Source organism: Sphingomonas sp. DG1-23 (genome assembly GCF_030730875.1).
Taxonomy (GTDB): Bacteria; Pseudomonadota; Alphaproteobacteria; order Sphingomonadales; family Sphingomonadaceae; genus Sphingomonas.
In genome coordinates this window covers 127485-150170 of the sequence record NZ_JAVAMA010000013.1, presented here as the reverse complement: position 1 = coordinate 150170, position 22686 = coordinate 127485, and the positions used below count along the sequence as shown (strand labels likewise).

At 67.1% G+C, this 22686-nt stretch carries 19 protein-coding genes; 9 read left to right on the top strand and 10 right to left on the bottom strand.

The annotated features are described in order from the left end of the window. Nucleotides 1–29: 29 nt before the first annotated feature. The 5 genes from Q9Q95_RS18970 to Q9Q95_RS18950 all read right to left on the bottom strand — a co-directional run bounded on the left by Q9Q95_RS18970 (nucleotide 30) and on the right by Q9Q95_RS18950 (nucleotide 7421). Entirely contained in the window at nucleotides 30–920 is an 891-nt protein-coding gene (locus Q9Q95_RS18970) for a transglutaminase family protein (protein WP_306098717.1), read from the bottom strand. A 5-nt stretch (nucleotides 921–925) separates the two neighbouring features. Next, nucleotides 926–3406 carry a circularly permuted type 2 ATP-grasp protein gene (locus Q9Q95_RS18965; RefSeq protein WP_306098716.1) on the bottom strand — a complete coding sequence of 827 codons (2481 nt, stop codon included), beginning with the start codon at nucleotides 3404–3406 and terminating at the stop codon, nucleotides 926–928. 181 nt (nucleotides 3407–3587) lie between these two features. Then, nucleotides 3588–3896, bottom strand: coding sequence for a GIY-YIG nuclease family protein (locus tag Q9Q95_RS18960; protein ID WP_371876811.1), 309 nt, complete (start codon nucleotides 3894–3896; stop codon nucleotides 3588–3590). A 125-nt stretch (nucleotides 3897–4021) separates the two neighbouring features. Next, nucleotides 4022–6523 carry a DNA ligase D gene (ligD, locus tag Q9Q95_RS18955; protein ID WP_306098756.1) on the bottom strand — a complete coding sequence of 834 codons (2502 nt, stop codon included), beginning with the start codon at nucleotides 6521–6523 and terminating at the stop codon, nucleotides 4022–4024. Nucleotides 6524–6539: 16 nt separating this feature from the next. Then, the gene (locus Q9Q95_RS18950) at nucleotides 6540–7421 is read right to left on the bottom strand and encodes a Ku protein (protein ID WP_306098714.1); all 882 of its coding nucleotides are present in this window, start codon (nucleotides 7419–7421) and stop codon (nucleotides 6540–6542) included. 93 nt (nucleotides 7422–7514) lie between these two features. On the opposite strand from Q9Q95_RS18950, the gene pdxH reads away from it, so the two are divergent. From pdxH to Q9Q95_RS18935, 3 genes are read left to right on the top strand one after another with little or no spacing between them, the layout of a single operon-like run. Then, nucleotides 7515–8093 carry a pyridoxamine 5'-phosphate oxidase gene (gene pdxH / locus Q9Q95_RS18945; RefSeq protein ID WP_306098713.1) on the top strand — a complete coding sequence of 193 codons (579 nt, stop codon included), beginning with the start codon at nucleotides 7515–7517 and terminating at the stop codon, nucleotides 8091–8093. Beyond that, the gene (locus Q9Q95_RS18940) at nucleotides 8090–9004 is read left to right on the top strand and encodes a cation diffusion facilitator family transporter (RefSeq protein WP_306098712.1); all 915 of its coding nucleotides are present in this window, start codon (nucleotides 8090–8092) and stop codon (nucleotides 9002–9004) included. Before pdxH ends, Q9Q95_RS18940 begins: the two co-directional genes overlap by 4 nt. Beyond that, nucleotides 9001–9789, top strand: coding sequence for a PhzF family phenazine biosynthesis protein (locus Q9Q95_RS18935; RefSeq protein WP_306098711.1), 789 nt, complete (start codon nucleotides 9001–9003; stop codon nucleotides 9787–9789). The genes Q9Q95_RS18940 and Q9Q95_RS18935 overlap by 4 nt, the downstream gene beginning before the upstream one ends. 27 nt (nucleotides 9790–9816) lie before the next feature. On the opposite strand, the gene mnmA is transcribed toward Q9Q95_RS18935, so the two are convergent. Beyond that, nucleotides 9817–10926, bottom strand: coding sequence for a tRNA 2-thiouridine(34) synthase MnmA (gene mnmA, locus Q9Q95_RS18930; RefSeq protein ID WP_371876810.1), 1110 nt, complete (start codon nucleotides 10924–10926; stop codon nucleotides 9817–9819). A 158-nt stretch (nucleotides 10927–11084) separates the two neighbouring features. On the opposite strand from mnmA, the gene Q9Q95_RS18925 reads away from it, so the two are divergent. The 3 genes from Q9Q95_RS18925 (at nucleotide 11085) to Q9Q95_RS18915 (ending at nucleotide 12157) form a co-directional block, all read left to right on the top strand. Further along, a complete protein-coding gene (locus Q9Q95_RS18925; RefSeq protein WP_306098709.1) occupies nucleotides 11085–11312 on the top strand; it encodes a hypothetical protein in 228 nt (75 codons plus the stop codon). Nucleotides 11313–11411: 99 nt separating this feature from the next. Beyond that, the gene (locus Q9Q95_RS18920; protein ID WP_029937039.1) at nucleotides 11412–11711 is read left to right on the top strand and encodes a DUF1153 domain-containing protein; all 300 of its coding nucleotides are present in this window, start codon (nucleotides 11412–11414) and stop codon (nucleotides 11709–11711) included. A 191-nt stretch (nucleotides 11712–11902) separates the two neighbouring features. Then, nucleotides 11903–12157, top strand: a complete 255-nt coding sequence (locus Q9Q95_RS18915; RefSeq protein WP_306098708.1) for a GlsB/YeaQ/YmgE family stress response membrane protein — start codon at nucleotides 11903–11905, stop codon at nucleotides 12155–12157. Between the two features lie 57 nt (nucleotides 12158–12214). Here Q9Q95_RS18915 and Q9Q95_RS18910 read toward each other — a convergent pair whose 3' ends face one another. Next, nucleotides 12215–12940 carry an SIMPL domain-containing protein gene (locus Q9Q95_RS18910; RefSeq protein WP_306098707.1) on the bottom strand — a complete coding sequence of 242 codons (726 nt, stop codon included), beginning with the start codon at nucleotides 12938–12940 and terminating at the stop codon, nucleotides 12215–12217. Nucleotides 12941–13023: 83 nt separating this feature from the next. Then, the gene (locus tag Q9Q95_RS18905; RefSeq protein WP_371876809.1) at nucleotides 13024–13419 is read right to left on the bottom strand and encodes a GlsB/YeaQ/YmgE family stress response membrane protein; all 396 of its coding nucleotides are present in this window, start codon (nucleotides 13417–13419) and stop codon (nucleotides 13024–13026) included. Nucleotides 13420–13514: 95 nt separating this feature from the next. Here Q9Q95_RS18905 and Q9Q95_RS18900 point away from each other — a divergent pair, with 95 nt between their 5' ends. From Q9Q95_RS18900 to Q9Q95_RS18890, 3 genes are all read left to right on the top strand, one after another. Then, nucleotides 13515–14720, top strand: coding sequence for an efflux RND transporter periplasmic adaptor subunit (locus tag Q9Q95_RS18900; RefSeq protein ID WP_306098706.1), 1206 nt, complete (start codon nucleotides 13515–13517; stop codon nucleotides 14718–14720). A gap of 12 nt (nucleotides 14721–14732) precedes the next feature. Further along, nucleotides 14733–17885, top strand: a complete 3153-nt coding sequence (locus Q9Q95_RS18895) for an efflux RND transporter permease subunit (RefSeq protein WP_306098705.1) — start codon at nucleotides 14733–14735, stop codon at nucleotides 17883–17885. 88 nt (nucleotides 17886–17973) lie between these two features. Next, nucleotides 17974–19179, top strand: coding sequence for a DUF445 domain-containing protein (locus Q9Q95_RS18890; RefSeq protein ID WP_306098704.1), 1206 nt, complete (start codon nucleotides 17974–17976; stop codon nucleotides 19177–19179). On the opposite strand, the gene Q9Q95_RS18885 is transcribed toward Q9Q95_RS18890, so the two are convergent. Continuing rightward, nucleotides 19176–20216 (bottom strand): aldose epimerase family protein, encoded by a 1041-nt coding sequence (locus Q9Q95_RS18885; RefSeq protein WP_306098703.1) that lies wholly within the window; start codon nucleotides 20214–20216, stop codon nucleotides 19176–19178. The two genes, Q9Q95_RS18890 and Q9Q95_RS18885, sit on opposite strands and share 4 nt — an antisense overlap. After that, entirely contained in the window at nucleotides 20213–22684 is a 2472-nt protein-coding gene (locus tag Q9Q95_RS18880) for a glycoside hydrolase family 3 protein (protein WP_306098702.1), read from the bottom strand. Before Q9Q95_RS18880 ends, Q9Q95_RS18885 begins: the two co-directional genes overlap by 4 nt. Between the last annotated feature and the right edge of the window lie 2 nt (nucleotides 22685–22686).

Sequence of the window (22686 nt, the reverse complement as noted above, 5' to 3'; positions counted from 1 at the left end):
GCGCGACATGCGCTTTTCGCAAGCCCGGCTCAGGCGGGGGCATGTTCCAGCGGTTCGACATCGACCGAAACGTGCATCTCCTGCGCCCCCCAGCCGAGCACGATGCCGTCGATCGGCGCGACATCGGCATAGTCGCGGCCGATCGCGACGACGATGTGATCGCCCGCCATCCAGATGCCGTTGGTCGGATCGACGCCGACCCAGCCGAGCGCCGGCCCCGCCCAGACCAGGACCCAGGCATGCGTCGCATCGGCCCCGACCAGCCGCGGCTTTCCAGGCGGCGGCAAGGTGCGGATATAGCCCGATACATAGGCCGCCGGCAGTCCGGCGGCGCGCAGCCCCGAGATCATGATCTGCGCGAAATCCTGGCAGACCCCGCCACGCTTGCGAAAGGCCTCGCCGGGCGCGGTATCGACGAGGGTGGCGGTGGGATCGAAGGCGAATTCGCGCTGGATGCGTAGCGCCAGCGCGAGCGCGGCGTCGAGCACGCCGCGGCGCGGATCGAGAGCGGCGGCGCACCATTCGGCAATCGCACGGTCGAGCGGGATTCGCGGCGACGGAAAGAGATAGGCGGCAGGGCCGGCGGGCGAGGCATCGCGGCTGGCGCGCGCCCATGAGGCGATCTCGGCGAGGTTCGGGTCAGTGGCGGCGGGGACCGGGATCGGGCGATCGACGCGGACGCGGGCGCGACTCTCGATGGTCAGGTTGCGGGCCGGTTGCTCGACCACGAGGCGAACGACATTGGCGAGCCCTGCTTCGGCGCGCGTCGGGAAGACGCGGCCTTGCGGCTCGATCACCAGAGCATGATCCTCGAGCTGCTGGCCCGACCAATGGATCGGCTTGAGACGGAGATTGTTGCGCGCGAAGGCGACCGGCTCGGCATAAGCGAAGCGGGTGACGTGACGGATCTGGTAGAGCATCCGGTTCAGGCCAGCACCAGTCCGGCGGCGCGCAGCGGCTCGGCACCCTGGAGGAAATACCGCCGCGCGATCGCCTGCGAAAGCCGCGTCAGCCGGGCCTCCAGATCGGCGAGCAATGCGTCATCGACGCGCGTCGCATTGGTGGTGACCAGCAGCGCGGCGATTCCACGCGCCTGTTCCTGTTGCGGCTCGGCGAGGCCGTCGTCGGAAAGCACCGGCAATTTGTTGAGGTGCGCCGAGATCGCCGCGACCTGGAAGGCCAGCGCGCGGGGGTTGTTGGCATCGAGCGTGACGAGGTCGAGGACCGGAATCCGCGCCATTCCGGTCAGATAGCGCTGGCGATAGCTGATCTGGCTGTCCATCAGATCGAGCAGGGTCGACAGATCGTCGCTGGTCGCCTCGGGCCCGCAAAAGCACCGGATGAAACGGATCGCGCCCAATGCGCGCTCGATCCGGCGTCCGATATCGTGGAAACGCCACGCGTCGGTGCGGGTCATATGCTCGCTCGCCAGCCCGTTGAGCGCCGAATAGCGGCGCTGGAGCGAGCCGGCGCGATCGAGCAGCCCGCCGCGCTGCGGGAAAGGCGCGTCGAGCAGGCGGATCATGTCGGCGGAGAGCCGTTCGCGGGATACGCCGCCGATCCGCCGGGCCTGGCGGTTGATGGCGAGGACGCTGTTCCACCCTTCGTCTTCGAGCGCGGTGCGGGTGAGCTGGGTCAGGTCGGCGCGCTTGAGGCCGCGCGGCTCGGGCGCAGCCCCCGCGGCGACCACCAGCCGAATCAGCCGCGCGACGGTATCGGCGGCAAGCGCCGCGCCGGTGTCGGCGCTGATCGAATGGCCGAGCAGCACGCGGAGCAGCCCGAGCAACGCCTCGCCACGCTCGAGATAGCGACCCAGCCAGAACAGATTGTCGGCGACGCGGCTGGGCAAGGTGCCCGGATTGCGGCGGAGCTGGGTGGTGTCGTCCGAAGGCAATAACGAGACCGGCGCGACCGGATCGGCGCCGTGGATGCAGACATCGGCGGACCATATCCCCTCGCCCATCACCGCGGCGCGCGGATCGGGATGCTCGCCGATCCGCGCAAAGCCGCCGGGGAGCACGGTCCAGCCCCCGTCGGCGCCGCGCGCCGCGAAGACACGCAGCGTGAAGGGACGCGCGGCGAGCGCATCGTCGGCGACGGCGGGCATGGTCGACAGGCGGACCACTTCCTGCCCGACATAATCCTGCGGCCGGCGCGCCATGTCGTCGCGCAACGCCGCACGTGCGTCGGGATCCAGCGCCGCGCCGATGGTGGCCTTGCCCCGGGGGAGCCCGAGCGGGGCGGCGCCGAAGGCCGGCGTGATCAACAGCGAATCCATATTGGCGATGACGTGGTCGCGCTCGGCATCCTGCCCGCACCACCAGCTGGCGATGTTGGGAAGCGCGAGCGGCGCCCCGGTCAGCACTTCGGAGAGCCGCGGCAGGAAGGCCGCAAAGGCCGGCGATTCGAGCAACCCCGCACCCGGCGCATTGGCAATGACGACATTGCCCGCGGCCATCGCATCGACGACCCCGGCCACGCCGATGGTAGAATGCGAATCGAGCGCGAGCGGATCGAGCAGCCGCGGATCGAGCCGGTGCCACAACGCATCGATGCGCTTTAGCCCGGCGATGGTGCGGACATAGAGCTTGTCGTCGAGCGCCGCGAGATCGGCGCCCTCGACGAGCAGGAAGCCAAGATAGCGCGCGAGATGCGCCTGCTCGGCATAGCTCGGATTGAGCCGCCCCGGGGTGAGCAAGGCGATGCGCGGCTCGGCACGCCGACAGGCCGCGGCAAGGCCTTCGCGAAACGCGGCGAAGAAGGGCGCGTGGCGTTCGATGTTGAGCCGCGCCGGAAGCTCGCCGAGCGTCCGCGCCATCGCCAGCCGGTTTTCGAGCGCATAGCCGGCACCGGCCGGCGCGCGCAGATGATCGGCGAGCACCCGCCATTCGCCGGAGGGTCCGCGGCACAGATCGGCCGCGACGAACTGGAGATGATGCCCGCCGGGCGGCGCGAGGCGCGCGAGCGGGCGGAGGAAGAAGGGGCTGCCGGTGATGAGCGCGGCAGGGACATGGCCGTCGGCGACGAGCCGCGCTTCGCCATAGAGATCGTCGAGCACGGCTTCGAGGAGCCCGGCGCGCTGGACGATCCCGGCGGCTATATGGTCCCATTCGCCCTTCTCGATCAGCAGCGGGACGGGCGAGAGCGGCCAGGGACGCTCCTCGCCTTCGTCGACGATGCGGAAGCCGGTGCCGATATCCTCGGCGTGGCGCTGCGCGCGTTCACGGGCGATCGCGAGGCCATCGCCGGAAAGCGCGGCGAGTTCCTCGAACAAGGCCGTCCACGCCGGATCGCGTCCGCGCGCGCAAAGGACGTCGCTCTCCGGAACATGCCCGCAATAGTCGGCGATCCACCGGTCGGCGATGGTGGCGGCGTCGAACAACGATGTCGCGGCGCGGCTGGCCAAAATGGGCTTCCTCCGATCGCGGGCCGTGATGGGGGAAAGCATGTTGCGTGGCAACAAGGGAGATGTGCGGAATGGTCCGCCAACACGCGGTATCCGGGCAAAGTGGGACCCAGAGTGGCAATGAACAGAAAAGTGCAGTTCTGGATTCTCCGCCTTCGAGGGACGACAAAGTGGAGCGGCTTTATTCCTCCAGCGGATCAAAACCGAAATCCTCCGCAAGGTCACGCCATGTGGGATTAGCCTCCTCGATCAGGCGAAGTTTCCAGCTACGATTCCATTTCTTGATTCGCTTCTCGCGGAGGATGGCGGGTTCCATCTCGGCGTGAACCTCGAACCAGACGAGGCGATTGCATCCATAGTCTGCGGTAAAGCCGGGGACGGCCTTGGCCCGATGTTCGTAAATGCGCTTCGGAAGGTCCGAGGTGACGCCGGTGTAGAGCGTGCCATTGCGGCCGCTGCCCATGATGTAAACGACCGGAATGCGTTCCATTGTCTTCATCGTAACGCAACCCGTCATCCCCGCGAAGGCGGGGATCCAGAGTGAAGAGGGACGGCCCGCAGCTCTGGATCCCCGCCTTCGCGGGGATGACAGTGGAGGTGCGAGATGCCCGGGGCTTACAGATCCGGCAGCGTCTGACCGGCCTCGCCCCAGCCCTGCAGCGCGCGGCTGGTGGCACGGTCGAGCAAGGTCGCGGCGTCGCGGATGGTGTACCGCTTGGCGGAATCGAGATCGCGCAGCTCGGTCCAGGTGATCGGCGCGGCGACCGGCGCATTCTCACGGGCACGCGCCACATAAGGGAGCACCGCGGTCGCGCCGCGCTGGTTGCGCAGATAATCGATGAAGATCTTGCCCTTGCGCGTCACCTTTTTGAGGTTCGCGGTGAACCGGTCGGGTTCTGCCTGCGCCAGCGCGCGCGCGAAGCGTTCGGCGAAGGAGCGGACCGCCGGCCAATCGACCTGCGGGATCAGCGGCACGACGACATGGACCCCCTTGCCGCCCGACAGCAAGGGCCAGCTGGTGAGGCCGATATCGGCGAGATGGCCCTTGAGATCCTCGGCCGCCTTCTTGACCTCGCCGAAATCGAGCCCTTCGTCGGGATCGAGATCGAACACCATCCGATCGGGTTTCTCGATATCGGCGACGAGGCTGCCCCAGCCGTGAAATTCGATCGTGCCCATCTGGACGCAGGCCATGATCCCGTCGAGGTCGCCCACATAGAGATAGGGCTGCACGCTGCCGTCCTTCTCGCGGACGTCGACGTGATGGACATTGTCGCCGAAGCTGCCGGCGTCGTGCTTCTGGAAGAAGCAATGCTTGGCGCGCCCCTGCGGACAGCGGACGAGGCTGATCGGGCGATCGGCGAGCCAGCGCAAAGCGATCGGCGCGACTGCGGCGTAATAATCGGCAAGCTCGCCCTTGGTGAGCCCGGATTCGGGATAGATCACCCGATCCCGGCTGCTGATCTTGATGCTCGACTGCGTGGCCGCGGGGGTCTCGGGAAGCGGCGCGGGCTTCTCGGCGACGATTTCGCCGGGCTTCTTGTCCTCGCGCAACGCGATGAAGCTGCCATGGCGCACGACATTCTCGGCGGTGAATTCGCTGAAGGCGATCTCGGCGACGAGCTTCGGCTTGATCCAGCGGGCGCCGCGGGCCTCGGGGCGCGGGACCTTCACCGGCGCCTTGTCGACTGCGATCTTGTCGAACCGCTCGCGCAGATCCAGCAGTGTCGCCTGGTTGAACCCCGTCCCCACCTTTCCGGCATAAACCAGCCCGTCGGGGCCGTTGACCGCGAGCAGCAGCGAACGGAAGCCGCGGCCCTTGGCCGCGCTCGGCGTCCAGCCGACGATCACGAACTCCTGCCGCCGGATGCATTTGACCTTGAGCCAGGATTTGGTGCGCGCGCCGCGATAGGGCGCGTCGGCGCGCTTGGAGATAATCCCTTCAAAGCCCTCGCGGCACATCGTCTCGAACAGTTTCTCGCCGGCGCCGACGATATGCTCGGAGAACAGGATGCGCTCATCCATCTTGGCGGCGGCGCCCCCGAGCAGCGCGCGCAGCCGCTCCTTCCGTGCGAGCTGGGGGAGCTTCGTGATGTCCTCGCCGCGATCGGAGAGCAGGTCGAACGCGAAAAAAATCAGCCCCTCGCCGCCGGCCGAGATCGCTTCCTGCAATGTCGAGAAATCGGGCTTGCCGTTCTTGTAGGCGATGATCTCGCCGTCGAGCAGCGCGGGGGCGGGGAGCGTCTTCGCGGCTTCGGCGATGCCGGGGAATTTGTCGGTCCAGTCGAGCCCCGAACGGGTATAGATCTTGGGACCCTTGGCGCCGGTGGCGATCAGCGCGCGATAGCCGTCATATTTGACTTCGTGGAGCCATTGATTGCCGGCGGGAACGCTGTCGACGAGCGTGGCGAGCTGGGGTTGCTGGAAGTCGGGGAGCTTCCCGTCCGCCCTCTTTCCGTCATTCCGGCGAACGCCGGGATCTCGGGCCACGGGCGAGCGGCTTGCTGCCTGAGGTCCCGGCTTCCGCCGGGATGACGCGGCTTTCCCTTCGGCGATCTCCAGCATGGTGCGGCCGGTCTTGATGCTGGTGAGGCCGGTCTCGACGAGGAAATCGGTGGCGCCGGCATATGCGTCGTCGATCTTGCGGAGCAGCCAGTTCTCGTTCTTCTCCTTGCCGCGCGGCTTCAATCGGATCAGCAGCCATTCGCCCTTCATCCGCTCGCCTTCGAGACGGAAATGGAGATGGCCTTTCTCGAGATCCTTGGCGCTCTTGCCTTCGACCGGTTCCCAGACGCCGTCGTCCCACAGCATCACCGTGCCGCCGCCATATTGGCCCTTGGGAATCGTGCCTTCGAAATCGGCATAGGAAAGCGGATGATCCTCGGTGCGGACGGCGAGGCGCTTGGCGTCGGGGTCGAGGCTCGGTCCGCGGGTGACCGCCCAGCTCTTGAGCACGCCATCGACCTCGATGCGGAAATCCCAGTGAAGCCGGGTCGCGTCGTGCTTCTGGACCATGAAGCGATTGCCGCCGGTACGCGCGATCTTGCCCGAGGGCTCGGCGGTCTGGGTGAAATCGCGCTTGGCATTGTATCTGGCGAGGGGATCGGATTTGGCCATCATCTTCTCCGCGAAATCATGCACGCTTCCTCGCAGGGGCCTTCTTCGCCGGTGCCTTTGCCGGAGCCTTGGCGGGCCTGGTCTTCACCGCCGCGCTCGATTTGGCCTCGGGCTTCTCCAGCGATTTCTTGAGCGCCGCCATCAGATCGACGACGTTCGAGCCGCGGCTGGGAGCACCGTCGTCCTTCTCCTCGAGGATTTTCTTGCCCTTGGCCTTCTTCTTGCGCTCGATCAGCTCCTTGAGCGCGTCGACATAGCGGTCGTGGAATTCCTTGGGATCGAACTTCGCGACCTTCTTGTCGATCAGCGTTTCGGCGAGGCCGAGCAGTTCGGGATCGGGCTCGCTGTCGGGGATGTCGCGGAAATAGCCCTGCGCCTTGTTGACCTCGTCGGCGTAACGCAAAGTCTCGAGCACCATGCCGCGGCCGCAGGGCTTGAGGCTGACGACATATTCGCGGCCGCGCATCGCGAGCTGGCCGAGCCCGACTTTCCGGGAGCGGCGGAGCGCCTCGCGCAGCACGATGAACGCCTCTTCGGCGAGATCGTCGGCGGGAACGACGAAATAGGGCTTCTCGTAATAGAGCACGTCGATCTCGTCGGCATCGACGAACTGGGTGAGCTCGAGCGTCTTCTTGGACTCGAGCTTGACCGCATCGATCTCGTCCTGTTCGAGCAGGACGTACGAGCCCTTCTCATATTCGAAGCCCTTGACGATCTCGTCGACGTCGACCGGACCGACGCCGGGGGCGACCTTTTCATATTTGATCCGTTTGCCGCTGGGCTCGTGGATCTGATGGAAGCTGATCTGCGCACCCGATTTGGTCGCGGAATAGATCTCGACGGGAATCGAAACCAGCGCCAGCCGGATCTGTCCCTGCCAATAGGCGCGCGCGGCCATCGTCTTGCTCCTCGTTGCGAGGCCGATTCAATTCGCCAGACGGGAGTCCGTTCCTCGACATGATTTTGACACCGGCGTAGGAGGCGGGACATCATGACCGCCGACCCCTTCGCCCTGTTCGACACCTGGTTCGCCGAAGCGCGGGCGCACGAGCCCAACGACTCCAACGCAATGGCGCTGGCGACGGTGGATGAGGACGGACAGCCTTCGGTGCGGATGGTGCTGCTCAAGGGGCATGGCCGCGACGGCTTCGTGTTCTACACCAATCGCGAGAGCCGCAAGGCGGGCGAGCTGGCGGCGGTCCCGAAAGCGGCATTGCTGTTTCACTGGAAATCGCTGCGCCGGCAGATCCGGATCGAAGGCTCGGTCAGCCATGTCACCGACGCCGAGAGCGATGCCTATTTCGCCAGCCGCAGCCGCGATTCGCAGCTCGGCGCCTGGGCGTCCGAGCAATCACGGCCGCTCGATGTGCGCGCGACCTTCGAGACGCGCTACGAGGAAGTGCGCGCGCGCTTCGAGGGGGGCGACGTGCCGCGGCCGCCGCATTGGGGCGGGTATCGGGTGACGCCTGAGCGAATAGAATTCTGGCAGGACCGCGAACATCGGCTCCACGAGCGCCGGCGCTTCGTGCGCGCGGGCAAAGGCTGGGCCGAAGGCCTGCTCTACCCGTGAGCAATCTCGCGCGACGGGCAGCGCTGGCGAGCGTCGCCTGCGCCTTGTTGCTCGGCGGTCTCAAGGCGTGGGCAGCGTGGCGGACCGGATCGGTCGCGGTGCTGGCGAGCCTCGCCGACAGCCTGCTCGATCTGGTCGCATCGCTGGTGACCTTGGGCGGAGTCCATTGGGCGGCGCAACCCGCCGACGATGATCACCGCTTCGGGCATGGCAAGGCCGAGGCGTTGGCGGCATTGTTCCAGGTCGCGGTGATCGCCTTCTCGGCTTTCGCGATCCTGCTGCGCGCCGGCGAGCGGCTGATGGCGCAGCAGCCGAGCACCGACGCGGAATACGGCATCGGCGTGTCGCTGGTCGCGATCGTCGTGACGCTCGCGCTGACCCGGTATCAGCAATCGGTGGTTCGCCGGACCGCATCGATCGCGATCGGCACCGACCGGATTCATTATCAGTCGGACCTGTTCCTCAACGCCGCGGTGATCGCCGCGCTGGCGCTGGAAAGCTATGCCGGCCTCGCCGGCGCCGATGCAGTGTTCGGCATCGCGATCGGGCTGTGGCTGCTGTTCGGCGCGTGGCGCGCCTCGGTCGACGCGATCGACCAGCTGATGGACAAGGAATGGCCCGAAGCGAAGCGCCAGCGCTTCGTCGAAGTGGCGGCGCGGCATCCCGAATTGATCGGGCTCCACGATCTGCGCACCCGGACCAGCGGCGCAAAGGACTTCGTCCAGTTCCACATCTGGATGGACCCGCACATGACCATCCTCGAATCGCACGACGTGGTCGAGCGGCTCGAGATCGAGCTGGCGCAGGAATTTCCCGGCACCGAAGTGCTGATCCATGTCGATCCCGAGGGTCAGGTAGACGAGCCGGGCAATCCGCTCGCCGAGACCGATTTGCTCAAGGACACGAGATGAAACTGCCCTTCGCCCAGATCGATGCGTTCGCCGACCGGCCGTTCACCGGCAATCCGGCGGCAGTGATCCCGCTCGATGCGTGGCTCGACGATGCGGTGCTGCAGGCGATCGCCGAAGAGAATAACCTGTCCGAAACCGCATTCATCGTCCCCGATGCGAGCGGCGCGGCGGATTACGAGTTGCGCTGGTTCACGCCCGCGGTCGAAGTCGCATTGTGCGGACATGCGACGCTGGCGAGCGGGCATCGCGTGCTGACCGCCGAGCAGGACCGTGATCTGGTCCGCTTCCGGACCCGCCGGTCAGGCGTGCTCGAAGTGGCGCGGCACGGCGACGGCTATCTGATGGCGCTCCCCGCTTATGCGCCGGCGCCGGCCGCCGTACCGCGGCTGCTGGAAGCGCTCGGCGTACAAGGCGAGACGCTGCGCCACCCGCGCGGCTACGACCTGACCGTGCTCGACAGCGCCGAAGCGGTGCTGGCTGTCGCTCCCGACTTCCGCGCGCTGGCGGCGATCGGCGACACGCTCAACATCGTGACGGCGCCCGGACGCGACACCGACGTGATCAGCCGGGTGTTCGCGCCGGCGGCCGGCATCGACGAGGACCCGGTGACCGGATCGGCGCATTCGGTGCTCGCGCCCTATTGGGCGAAAAGGCTCGGGCGGGATCGCTTCACTGCGTTTCAGGCGAGCCGGCGCGGCGGGCATGTCGGCTGCGAGCTGGCGGGGGAACGCGTGATATTGAGCGGCAAATGCGCGACGGTGGTGGAGGGGAGCTTCGCGCTCTAATCCCTCTCCCGACGGGAGAGGAAGTCCTCAGGCAATCGCCAGTTCGGCCCGCTCGGTTTCCTTGATCCAGCCGCCGCCCAGCACCCGATCACCGGCGTAGAGCACTGCAGCCTGCCCCGGCGCGACGCCGTATTCGGGCGTCTCGAACACCAGGCGCGCGCCGTCGAAGCGCGCCGGTACCGGCCTGGCCATCGAGCGGACCTTGACCATCATCGGCCCTTCATGGTCGCCGCCGAGCCAGTTCACATTCTCGATCCGCGCAGTGCGAACCGCGAGCGCGCGTTTGGGGCCGACCACCACCTCGCGCGTCGCCGCATCGAGCCGCAGCACATAATAAGGTTCGGGCGCGCCGCCGATCTCGAGCCCGCGGCGCTGGCCGACGGTGAAATGGATCAGCCCCTTGTGCTCGCCGAGCTTGCGGCCGGCCTCGTCGACGATGGCGCCATGCGTCTCGGCATGGGGGCGCAGCTTCTTGACGAGGCTGGCATAGTCGCCGTCGGGGACGAAGCAGATATCCTGGCTGTCGGGCTTGCCGGCGACGCCGAGGCCCAGTTCAGCCGCGAGTTCGCGCACCCGCGGCTTGGGCAGCCCGCCCAGCGGGAAGCGCAGGAAATCGAGCTGGGCCTGCGTCGTCGCGAACAGGAAATAGCTCTGGTCGCGCGCCGGATCCATGGCGCGGTGGAGCTCGGCGCCGCCGGCGCCTTCGACGCGGCGGACATAATGGCCGGTGGCGAGGCAATCGGCGCCGAGATCGCGCGCGAGCGCGAACAGATCGGTGAACTTGGGCCCCATATTGCACTTCACGCACGGGATCGGGGTGCGGCCGGCGAGATATTCGTCGGCAAAATCGTCGATCACCGTCTCGCGGAAGCTCGAGGCATGATCGAAGACATAATGCGCGATGCCGAGCTTGTCGCAGACGGCGCGGGCGTCGCGGATGTCGCGGCCGGCGCAGCAGCTGCCCGCACGTCCCACCGCTTCGCCATGATCATAGAGCTGGAGCGTGACGCCGATCGTCTCGGCACCGCTTTGCGCCGCGAGCGCCGCCACGACCGAGGAATCGACCCCGCCCGACATCGCGACGACGATCCGCCGCATGCCGGGCGGCGCAGCCAGTTGAAAATCTGCAGAATTCACGAGCGCGCACATAAGCGCTTGTCGTCGTCCGATCCAGCCCGGCGCCGGAAACCTCTCGGAAACGCAGGTTAAGCGAGCGTTCCCATCGGCTTTACGGCCCCTTCATCCTGATTGGCTAAAGCTGGCCGACCAAGAGAGTCGAGACTGGATTCGTATCCGTGGATTTGAGCTTTGCCAGACTGGATCGCGACGTGGCGGTCACCGCCATGCCGACCGAGCTGGCGGTTCTGCTCGTCGGCATCGCCGCGCGGCAGGCGGCGAGCCCCACGGCGTGCGCCCAGACCAGGCTCGCGATGACGGCGCCGGTCGACGCGCTGCTCGCACCCGCTCACGGCGCGTTCCACCGCGCCGCGGCGGCGAAGCTAAGGCGATGGAAAGAGGAATGAAGCCGGCGTTTACCGTGGCGTTTTAGCCGTTGTTCAAGCGCCGGGAATAAAGGTGGTTGTGTTGAGTAACGGGGGCCCCCGCCCCGATGAGGCATGTAGATGATTGAAAACCAGAAGATCCGTCCTGCGAAAGTGATCGGGCCGCTCGGCGAGCCGCTGACGCTCGACACGCTGCCGCCGCCGAGCACGACCCGCTGGGTCGTGCGCCGCAAGGCCGAAGTGGTCGCCGCGGTGAATGGCGGGCTGCTGAGCGTGGACGAGGTCTGCGAACGCTATGGCCTCACCGTCGAGGAATTCGCCGGCTGGCAGCGCGCGATCGACCGCTCGGGCATGCCCGGGCTGCGGGTGACCCGCATCCAGCATTATCGCTCGCTCTACGAGCGCCAGCAGAAATACTGAGCCAGCCCCTCCCATCGGGCCAGAGCGGCGCGCTTCCGTAACCGGAGGCGCGCCGTTTTCGTCTCGGCCACGGCCGAAGAGCTGGAAAGTTCCACGAGCGCATCGAAAAATCGATACGGAACCAACATAAGTGTTTGCGGATTTTTCCCTACGTCGCCCGGCTCGCCGGGCTAGCAACGGAGGGACTTGTCATGGGTCTTATTGTTTGGCTCGTCATTGGCGGCGTCGTCGGCTGGCTGGCGAGCATTGTCATGCGTACCGATGCCCAGCAGGGCATCTTCCTGAACGTCGTGGTCGGCATTGTCGGCGCGTTCATCGGCGGCCTGCTCTTCGGCGGCTCGATCAACAACGGCGCGATCACCCCGATGACCTTCATGGTCTCGCTGCTGGGTGCGATCATCCTGCTGGCGATCGTCAATCTGGTGCGTCGCGGCGCAGTCCGCTAAACACCAGGCATCGACAAAAAGGGGCTGCCCGAAAGGGCGGCCCCTTTTTCATGCGCGTCACTTGAGCAGGAAGCGCACCGAGAGCGAAACCCGCAATTCCTGCTCGCCCGCGACCACCGGAGTGGCGGCCGCATCGGCGCTGAAGCGTTCGGCGCGTGCCGCCATCATCGGCATCGGCGGCGGCATCGCCCCGCCTTCGGAGATCGACAGGATGCGATCGACGCGCAGTCCCGCGGCCTTGGCATAGAGATCCGCCCGCGCCCGGGCGGCCGCCACCGCCGCCGCGCGCGCTTCGTCGAGCGCCCCCTCGGGCTTGTCGATCGTCAGGTTGGGCCCCGAAATATTGTTGGCGCCCTCGCGCACCAGCGCATCGAGGATCGTGCCGCTTTTCGCAATGTCGCGAAAGCGCACCGTCACCTGATTGCTCGCCTGATAGCCGGTGATCACCGGCGGCTCGTTCTGCGCGTAGCGATATTGCGGGCTGAGCGCGATGTTCGACGTCTGCACGTCGCGTTCGGCCACGCCTGCCTTGCGCAGCGCCGCGAGCACCGCCGCCATCCGCGTGCCGTTCTGCCGCATCGCCTCGCCGGCGGTGGCATGCTGGGTGACCACGCCGGCCTGAATGACGGCGAGATCGGGGGTCCGCGCGCTGACGCCGTCGGCCGACACTTCGAGCAGCGTGCCGTCCGCCGGCAGCAGCATCGGCCGGACCTCCTGCGCGGAAGCCGACAGGGTGGCGAGCGTCAATCCCGCAGCAGTGGCGGACAATAGCAGGCGAATCATCGATACTCTCCCGAAACAAGGTTGTGGCGCTGCCTTGCTGCACGCAGCCCGCATCGAAGCTGAACGACGCCGAAGGCTCTCGTTCAGATTCGGCGGACCATGACCATGCGATAGAATAGCAACAGCACCACTGCGCCTGCCGTCGCCGCGGCATAGGCCTGCCACGTGCTGTCATGGACCTCGAGTCCGAGCAGCGGGGTCAAATAAAATGCCAGCAGCGCGCCGACGATCCCGAACAGGATCGTGACGATGATCCCTCCAGGGTCGCGCCCGGGCATGATCAACTTGCCGAGCGCACCGGCGACAAGACCGATCAAAAGCCATCCAAGGATACCGTTGGGCATGCGATCCCTCCCGTTGCGGCCGGCCCTCGGGCCGAAAATGAACGTCGCGCCATGGCTGTGCCATTGCAACCGTTTCTTGCCGGCAACGATGCCGATCTTGCGAAAAAGGTCCAGAACGGGCATTGCGCGCCGCACAAAGCGAAACGGCTCTTGTGGTCGGTGCTTTATTCATCTAATACAGTGCGATCAAGGGGGCATCGGCCGCGTCGGCCGAATTCGAAAGCTCGCACATGAACTATGAGGCAGGGATGTTCGGACGGCAGGAGCGGCTGGAGTTCACCGGCGAGGAAACGACGCGCAAGAGCCGTCGCTGGCTGTGGATTTCCGCCGTAGCGATCCTCGTGGTAGGCGCGCTCGCCTTCTTCATGATGAGCGGCTCGAAGCCCGCGGAGCCCAAGGGCGCCGCGGCGGGCAAGGCTGCGCCGGGCGGCGCGGGCCAGACGCAGATGCCGACGGTCACCGTCGCCGTTCCCGGACGCCAGACCGTGCAGACGATCATCAGCGGCACCGGCACCCTCGCGGCACGCCGCGAGATGCCGGTCGGCGTGGCAGGCGAAGGCGGCGTGGTCACCCGCGTGCTCGTCGAGCCAGGCAGCTGGGTGGGCAAGGGCCAGGTGCTCGCGGTCGTCGATCGCAGCGTGCAGGCGCAGACCGCCGAATCGCTCGCCGCATCGGTCCGCGTCGCGCAGGCCGAGGCGCGCCTCGCCCAGGCCGAGCTCGATCGTGCCCACAAGCTCGTCGCCAATGGCTTCATCTCCAAGGCCGATATCGACCGCAGGACCGCGACGCGCGATCAGGCGCAGGCCCGCGTCCGCGTCGCGCAGGCGCAACTTTCCGAGACCCAGGCGCGCAACCGCCGGCTCGACATCCGCGCACCCGAGGCCGGGCTGGTGCTGACGCGCCAGGTCGAGCCGGGCCAGATCGTCAGCGCAGGTTCGGGCGTGCTGTTCCGCATGGCGATGGGGGGCCAGATGGAGCTCCGCGCGCAGCTCGCCGAGGCCGATCTCCAGAAGCTGCGGCCCGGCGCGCGCGCCGAAGTGATCCCCACGGGCACCACCCGCGTCTTCACCGGCGAGGTGTGGCAGGTCTCGCCGGTGATCGATCCGCAGACGCGCCAGGGCATCGCCCGCGTCGCGCTCGCCTACGATCCGGCGCTGCGTCCGGGCGGCTTCGCCAGCGCGCGCGTCGTCGCCGGCGGGGTGACCGCGGTGATGCTGCCCCAGTCCGCGGTGCAGAGCGACAATGACGGCAATTTCGTCTATATCCTCGACGACAAGAACCAGGCGGCGCGCCGCGGCGTGACCACCGGCGACGTCACCGAGGCGGGCGTGGCGATCACCAGCGGGCTCAGCGGCAGCGAGCGCGTCGTGCTCACCGCGGGTGCCTTCCTCAACCCCGGTCAGAAGGTCATCCCGAACCTTCAAAAGTCGAAGTAAAGGCGAACAAAGATGGGCTTCCGGAACATCTCGGCCTGGGCGATCCGCAATCCGGTTCCGCCGATCGTCCTCTTCCTGTTCCTGACGATCGCCGGGTTCGTCAGCTTCGGCAGGATGGACGTCAACAACGATCCGGACATCGACTTCCCGATCGTGTGGATCGCGATCAGCCAGCCCGGCGCCGCGCCGAGCGAGCTCGAGAACCAGATCACCCAGAAGGTCGAATCGGCGGTCCGCAGCCTCCAGGGCATCGACGAGATCACCTCGACCGTTTCCGAAGGCAGCAGCCAGACCGTCGTCCAGCTCACGCTCGGCATGCCGATCGATCGCGCGGTCGAGGACGTGCGCAGCGCGATCCAGCAGATTCGCGGCGACCTGCCCGACGGCATCCTCGAGCCGCAGATCGGCCGGGTCGACACGTCGAGCGACAACGAGATCGCCAGCTTCACCGCAGTCGCCACCGACATGACCGTGTCGGACCTGAGCTGGTACATCGACAACAGCGTCGCCAAGGAATTGCTGGCGATTTCGGGCATGTCCGCGGTCGAGCGCAACGGCGGCGTCGATCGCGAGATCCGCGTGATCCTCGATCCCGCGCGGCTCCAGTCGGTCGGGCTCACCGCGAGCCAGGTCAACCAGCAGCTCCGCCAGGTCAATCTGAACGCCGCGGGCGGCCGTGCCGAGATTTCAGGCTTCGAGCAGTCGGTGCGCGTGATCGGCAATGCCGACAGCGCCTATCGTCTCGGCCAGACCCAGATCTCCACCGGCAGCGGACGGACGGTGCGGCTCGCCGACATCGCCAACGTCAAGGACGCCTATGCCGAACAGCGCAGCATGGCCAAGTATAACGGCCATCAGGTAATCTCGTTCGACATCAAGCGCGCCAAGGGCGCTTCGGACGTGATGGTGTTCCATGACGCCGAAAAGGCGCTGAAGAAGCTCGAGGAACGCAACCCCAAGGTCAAGTTCGAGCTGCTCAACAACAATTCGAAATATGCCGAGCAGCAATATCACACTGCGATGGAGGCGATGATCGAGGGCGCGGTGCTCGCCGTCATCGTCGTGTTCATCTTCCTGCGCGACTGGCGCGCCACCGCGATCTCGGCGCTGGCCATCCCGCTCTCGGCGATTCCCAGCTTCTGGTTCATGGACATGCTGGGCTTCACGCTCAACCAGATGACCCTGCTCGGGCTGAGCCTCGTGGCGGGCGTGCTGGTCGACGACGCGATCGTCGAGATCGAGAATATCGTGCGGCACATGCGGATGGGCAAATCGGCCTATCAGGCATCGATCGACGCTGCCGACGAGATCGGCGTCGCGGTGCTCGCCACCACCATGTCGATCGTCGCGGTTTTCCTCCCGGTCAGCCTGATGCCGGGCATCTCGGGCGAATATTTCAAGAATTTCGGAATGACCGTGGTCGCCTCCGTGCTGATGTCGCTGGCGGTCGCGCGAATGCTGACTCCGATGATCGCGGCCTATTTCCTCAAGGCCAAGGGCCATGCCAATCACGGCGAGGGCCGGATCATGGACGCCTATACCGGCATGCTGCGCTGGACGCTGCGGCATCGCTGGTCGGCAGTGGCCGGCTATGTGCTCTCGCTGGCGGCGACGCTGGTCATGTTCGCGACGATGCCGTCGACCTTCCAGCCCGCGCAGGACCAGGACAGCGTCACCGCGACGATCGAGATGGTCCCCGGCACGCCGCTCGCGGATACCGAACGCGTCGTCGCCCATGTCGCCGAGATCCTTCGCCAGGAGCCTTTGGTCACCGACATCTACAGCCGCAGCTTCGTCGGCAACGGCCGGGTGACTGCCCAGTTGCGCGAAGACCATGAAGAGCCGAGCACGGCGTTCGAGAAGCGCGTCGCGCCGAAATTGCTCGCGATCGCCGATGCGCGGGTCAATTTCCGCTCGCAATTCGGCTGGGGCTCGAGCGGGCGCGACCTGACGATCACGCTCGGCGGCGAGGATCCGGCGCTGCTCAACCAGACCGCCAACACGCTGGTCAAGCAGATGGAGGGGATGAAGGAAGTCGTCGCGCCGCGCGTCGCCGGCGACCTCAACCGTCCGGAGATCGTAATCAAGCCGCGGCTCGATCTCGCCGCCAATCTGGGGGTGACCACCGCCGCGCTGTCCAGCGCGATCCGCATCGCGACGCTTGGCGACATCGATCAGAACAGTGCGAAATTCTCGCTCTCCGACCGTCAGATCCCGATCCGGGTGGCGCTCGACGAGGATGCCCGCGCCAAGCTGTCGACGATCCAGAACATGCCGGTGCAGACCCAGAATGGCGGATCGGTGCCGCTGTCGGTGGTCGCCGATATCGGCTTCGGCGCCGGCCCGACCCGCATCCAGCGGCTCAATCTGCAGCGCCGCCTCGTCGTCGGTGCCGACCTCGCAATGGATCCGGCCACGGGCAAGCCCTTCGTCAACAACGAAGTGATGAAGAAGATCAATGCGCTTCCGATCATGAAGAACCTCCCGCAGGGCGTGGGCCAGATGACCGTCGGCCAGGCCAAGTGGCAGGCCGAGATGCTCAGCAACTTCTTCGTCGCGCTGGCATCGGGCGTCTTCCTCGTCTTCGCGGTGCTGGTGCTGCTCTATCGCCGCTTCATGTCGCCGTTGGTGAACATGGGATCGCTGCTCAACGCGCCGCTGGGCGGGCTGATCGCGCTGATGCTGTTCGGCATGCCGCTGTCGCTGCCGGTGTTCATCGGCATCCTGATGCTGTTCGGCATCGTCGCGAAGAACTCGATCCTGCTGGTCGATTTCGCGCTCGAGGAAATGGCGAAAGGGGTCGACAAGTTCACGGCGATCGTCGACGCCGGGCACAAGCGCGCCCAGCCGATCGTCATGACCACCATTGCGATGGTCGCGGGCATGATACCGACCGCCTTGTCGTTGCAGGGCGACTCGTCGTGGCGCGCGCCGATGGGCGTGGTCGTCATCGGCGGCCTGATCCTCTCGACCATCCTCACCCTGGTGATCGTGCCGGCATTGTTCAGCCTCGCGGTCGGCCTCGAAACCTGGCTCGGGCCGCGGCTGTCGCGGCGCCTGCTCACCTTCAAGCCCGGCGACGACGGCAGCCGCGTGCTGGGCAAGGCCGATGGCGGCGGGATGATCGACCACAAGCCCGACGACGGGCCGCAACCCGCCGAGTGAACTTCCGCGCGGTTCGAGTATTGGGGAGCGTGTGACGAGGTCGCGCGCTCCCCTTTCGGTTGAGGCCGTCCCCGCGGGCCTCCGGCGCATGCGGCTGGTCGCGACCGGGCTGCTCGTGCTGATGGCCGCGATCTTCCTCGCGGCGCGTCACTTCGACTCCGTCCATCCCGCGATCGGCTATATCCGCGCCTTTTCGGAGGCGGCGATGGTCGGCGGGCTGGCCGACTGGTTCGCAGTGACGGCTTTGTTCCGCCACCCGCTTCATCTGCCGATCCCGCACACCGCGATCATTCCGCGCAACAAGGACCGGATCGCCGGCACGCTGGCAGCCTTTCTGCGCGACAATTTCCTGATCCCCCGCGTCGTCGCGCGGCGGATGCAGCGAGTCGACGTCGCGCGCGCCGCCGGCCGCTGGCTAGCCGATCCGGGCGCGGGCCGCGGGCGGCTGCGCGCGGGCATTGGCCGGCTGGCGGCCGACATACTCGAAGCGCTCGACCAGGAGCGGCTCGGCGGGATGGCGCGGCGCGCGCTGGCCGAGCGACTGCGCGGTCTCGAGATCGCGCCCTTGCTGGGACGGGCGCTCGCCACCGCGATGCAGGAGGACCGGCACCGGCCCTTGCTCGACGGCATCGTCCATTGGGCGGCCAAGGTGCTCGACGCGAACGAGCATATGATCCGCCAGATGGTCCACGAGCGTTCGGGTTCGGTGATGCGCTGGACCGGGCTCGACGAGACGCTCGCCAACAAGATCATCGCCGGGCTCGCTAGGCTGATCGGCGACATGGCCGAGGATCCCGGCCATCCGCTGCGCGCCAAGGCCGAAGAGGGCTTGGCCAAGCTCGCCCACGATCTCGAGCACGATGCCGACCGGCGCGCGCAGGTCGAGGCGTTCAAGAACGAATTGCTCGACAATCCCGCGCTCGGCGATTGGTGGATGGGCGTATGGGAATCGGGCCGCGCGGCGCTGCTGCGGCTCGCGCGCAATCCCGATCGCGTGCTGGCCGGCGATCTCGGCGGCGCGCTTCGCCAGCTCGGCGAGACGCTGCAGGGCGACGCCCGGCTGGCCGACACGATCAACCGCTTCGTCCGCCGCGCCGCGGTGGGCGCCGCATCGGATTATGGCGACGGGATCGTCCGATTGGTCTCGGACACGATCCGCGGCTGGGACGCGCAGACGATCACCGGGCGGCTGGAAAATGCCGTGGGACGCGACCTGCAATATATCCGCATCAACGGGACCCTGGTCGGCGGATTGGTCGGCGTGGCGATCCACGCCGCGGACGCAGCGCTCTAGCCCATCGCTCCGGCCGCATCGCTCGCAATCCGAAACCGGAACGCCATGTCGTGGCGATATTCCTGCCCCGGATCGAGCCGCGCCGTCGGAAAGTTCGGCTTGTTGGGGCTGTCGGGGAATTTCTGCGGCTCGAGGCAAAGCCCGCCACGCGCCGGATAGCTCCCGCCGCCGGTCCCGGGCGCGCCGCCTGCGAGGTGGTTGCCGGTGTAGAGCTGCACTCCCGGCTCGGTCGAATGCACCTCCATCACCCGGCCCGATCCCGGATCGAACAGAGTCGCGATCCGCCGGATCGTCCCCGCGGCGCCGACCAATACGAAATTATGGTCATAGCCATGGCCGAGCCCGAGCTGGGGATCGGCCGCATCCATGTCACGGCCGATCGTCTTGGGCGTGCGGAAATCGAACGGCGTGCCGTCGACCGATCTGAGCTCGCCGGTCGGGATCAGCGCCGCATCGACCGGCGTGATCTGGCTCGCCGGAATCTGCAGCACATGGTCGAGCACCGTCGCGCCGCTGCTTTCGCCCGCAAGGTTGAAATATGCGTGGTTGGTCAGGTTGACGACCGTCGCGCGGTCGGTCGTCGCCCGCAGGCTGATCGACAGGCCGTCGGCCTCGATCGCATAGCGCGCCCGCACGTGAAGATTGCCGGGAAAGCCATTGTCACCATCCGGGCTCATCAGCGCGAAGGTCACCGAATGCGCATCGCGCGCCGCGACCGTCCAGTTCTGCACGTCGAAGCCGCCGGGTCCCGAATGCAGGCTGTTGGCGCCGTTGTTGGCCGGCAGCCGATATTCCATGCCGTCGAGGCTGAACCGCGCGCCGCCGATGCGATTGGCATAGCGGCCGGCGATCACTCCGTAGAAGCGCGGATGCGCGCGATATTCGTCGAGCTCGCGATAGCCGAGCACGACATTGGCGCTTTTGCCGTCGCGCCCCGGCACTTCCAGCTTGCGCAGCGCCGCGCCGAGCGTGAGCAGCTCGGCGCGATAGCCGCCGCGGGCAATCTCGATCGTCCCGATCGCCGCGGCTCCGCTCAAGGCTTCGCTCCGGGGCAGATCGACGCGTTCGGGTCGGAGACGATCCGCACATCGGCGATGCTGAGCCCGAACGGTCCCGATGCCTGCAGCACCAGGGGCGCGCTGACCCTGGTCAGGTCCACGCCGTTCTGCTGATAGCATTTGAGGAAGATCTTGGCGGTGCGCCATGTGCCCGTCTGGCCGGTGAACAGGCTGGTCGCGTCGATCGCGCCCTTGTTGGCGCCGCCTTCCATCGACAGCCGCACCTTGCCCGCGGGCGCGCGATCGACCCGGTAGCTGATCTGCAGCGACAGATCGCCATTGGCCTCGCGGCTGAGATCGAGGTCGCCGCCGCCGATCCGCAAGGTCGCCGGGCCAGCGGGCCAGACGAGCTGCTGCGCGCCTTCCTGCGTCTGCGGACCGTCGACGGTCTTCCGCGTGATCCGGCTGTCGGTCGCGAAGGAGAAGGGAGCCGGAGTCACGCCCTTGGCGAAATAGGTGCTGGTGTTGCCGAGCGACGGGTCGATCCCCGCTTCCTCGCTCAGCGCCGCGACGTCGGCACCCTTGGCATAGCTCAGGCCATAGCCGAGCGCGAACAGCGGATCGTAGCCCGGCTTGCCCTTGTTGAGCGCGAACTGGCCCGCGGTCTTGGGCCAGCTGAACGACAGCCGGCCCTTGAAGTCGCTGCGCGGCTTGCCCTGGGCGTCGCCGACCAGGACATCGGCGACCGCGCCGCCCTCGCTGCCCGGCAGCCATGCCGCGACGAAGGCATCCGATGCGTTGATCTCGGGATTGGTCCAGAGCGGGCGCCCCGAGAGGAACACCGAAACCACCGGCACGCCGGCATTCTTGAGCCGCTTGAGCAGCCCCAGCGCCTGCTTGTCGCCGGGCTGGAATTCGAGCGTGCGCACGTCGCCGCGCATCTCGGCATAAGGCTGCTCGCCGAACACCACGATCGCGACGTCGGGCTGCGACGTGAAGGTGCCGTCGGGCGAGAGCGTCGCGGTGCCGCCGGCAGTCTCGACGGCCTTTTTCACCCCTGCGAAGATCGTCTCGCCATTGGGGAACAGCTCGTTGCCGTTGCCGTCGCCCTGCCAGCTCAACGTCCAGCCGCCGGTCTGCATTCCCATCGAGTCCGCGCCCGGCCCCGCGACCAGCACCCTGGCGCCGGCCCTCACCGGCAGCACGCCATTGTTCTTGAGCAGGACGAGCGATTTGGCGGCGGCCTCGCGCGCAATGGCGCGGTGCTCGGGGCTGCCCAGCACATCGGTCTTGCCCTCGATCGGCCGCGCCGGCTCGAACAGGCCCAGCCTGGCCTTGACGCGCAGGATGCGGCGTACCGCATCGTCGACCCGTGCCATCGGGATCGTGCCGTCCTTGACGTGCCGCACGGTCGATTCGAACAGCCCTTTCCAGCTGTCGGGCGCCATCGCCATGTCGAGCCCGGCGTTGAAGGTCGCGGCGCAATCGGTGGGCGTGCAGCCGGGGATCTGGCCATGGCCGTTCCAGTCGCCGACGACGAAGCCATCGAACCCCATCCGGCCCTTGAGCACGTCGGTGAGCAGAGACTTGTTGCCGTGCATCTTGGCGCCGTTCCAGCTGTTGTACGATGCCATCACGGTCAAAGCGCCGGCCTCGATCGCCTTGGGATAGCCGGCACCGTGGATCGCGATCAGCTCGTCCTCGCTGACCCGCGTATCGCCCTGGTCCACGCCGTTGAAGGTGCCGCCGTCGCCGAGGAAATGCTTGGCCGATGCGGCGACCTTGCCCTTCTGGATCCGGCCGGTGGTGCCGGGTTCGCCCTGCAGCCCGCGGACCATCTCGCCGGCAAAGGCGCGGACGATCGCCGGATCCTCCGAATAGCCTTCATAGCTGCGGCCCCAGCGATCGTCCTGCGGCACCGCGAGCGTCGGGCCGAACGCCCAATCGGGGCCGGCGGCGGCGGTCTCGGCGGCGGTGGCCTCGCCGATGCGGCGAATCAGCGAAGGGTCGTTGGCGGCGCCGAGCCCGATATTGTGCGGGAAGATCACCGCGCCGACGACATTGTTGTTGCCGTGGACCGCGTCCACGCCGAAGATCAGCGGGATGGTGACGCCGCCGGGATGCGGCTCCATCGCGACCGCGCGGAAGGCGCGTGCGGTGGCGACCCAATCGGCCTGGCCCGAGCGGTCATTGCCCGAAAGCGGCGGCGAATTGCCCCCGGCGAGGATCGAGCCGAGCGGATATCGGCGCAATTCCTCGGGCTTGATGCTGGCGATATCGCCCTGGATCATCTGCCCGACCTTCTGCTCCAGCGTCATCTTCGCCAGCAAGCCGGAGACGAATTTCTCGGTCTCGGGATCGACCAGTCCTTCGCTTGCGGTCCTCGGCCATTTGGCGGGATCGGCGACGGTCGGCCCGCCCGACAGCGCTGTCGGCGCCTGCTGCGCCAAAGCCGGCGCGGCCCATAGAATCGTGCTCGCAAGCAACAGCTTGGTTCCAGACCGCATCT

Bases quoted from the DNA above. Each gene is read 5' to 3' on its own strand.
- Q9Q95_RS18970 (WP_306098717.1), bottom strand. From the start codon at position 920: ATGCTCTACCAGATCCGTCACGTCACCCGCTTCGCTTATGCCGAGCCG.
- Q9Q95_RS18960 (WP_371876811.1), bottom strand. From the start codon at position 3,896: ATGGAACGCATTCCGGTCGTTTACATCATGGGCAGCGGCCGCAATGGC.
- ligD (WP_306098756.1), bottom strand. From the start codon at position 6,523: ATGGCCAAATCCGATCCCCTCGCCAGATACAATGCCAAGCGCGATTTC.
- Q9Q95_RS18950 (WP_306098714.1), bottom strand. From the start codon at position 7,421: ATGGCCGCGCGCGCCTATTGGCAGGGACAGATCCGGCTGGCGCTGGTT.
- pdxH (WP_306098713.1), top strand. From the start codon at position 7,515: ATGACCGCCGACCCCTTCGCCCTGTTCGACACCTGGTTCGCCGAAGCG.
- Q9Q95_RS18935 (WP_306098711.1), top strand. From the start codon at position 9,001: ATGAAACTGCCCTTCGCCCAGATCGATGCGTTCGCCGACCGGCCGTTC.
- Q9Q95_RS18920 (WP_029937039.1), top strand. From the start codon at position 11,412: ATGATTGAAAACCAGAAGATCCGTCCTGCGAAAGTGATCGGGCCGCTC.
- Q9Q95_RS18915 (WP_306098708.1), top strand. From the start codon at position 11,903: ATGGGTCTTATTGTTTGGCTCGTCATTGGCGGCGTCGTCGGCTGGCTG.
- Q9Q95_RS18910 (WP_306098707.1), bottom strand. From the start codon at position 12,940: ATGATTCGCCTGCTATTGTCCGCCACTGCTGCGGGATTGACGCTCGCC.
- Q9Q95_RS18900 (WP_306098706.1), top strand. From the start codon at position 13,515: ATGAACTATGAGGCAGGGATGTTCGGACGGCAGGAGCGGCTGGAGTTC.
- Q9Q95_RS18895 (WP_306098705.1), top strand. From the start codon at position 14,733: ATGGGCTTCCGGAACATCTCGGCCTGGGCGATCCGCAATCCGGTTCCG.
- Q9Q95_RS18890 (WP_306098704.1), top strand. From the start codon at position 17,974: ATGCGGCTGGTCGCGACCGGGCTGCTCGTGCTGATGGCCGCGATCTTC.
- Q9Q95_RS18880 (WP_306098702.1), bottom strand. From the start codon at position 22,684: ATGCGGTCTGGAACCAAGCTGTTGCTTGCGAGCACGATTCTATGGGCC.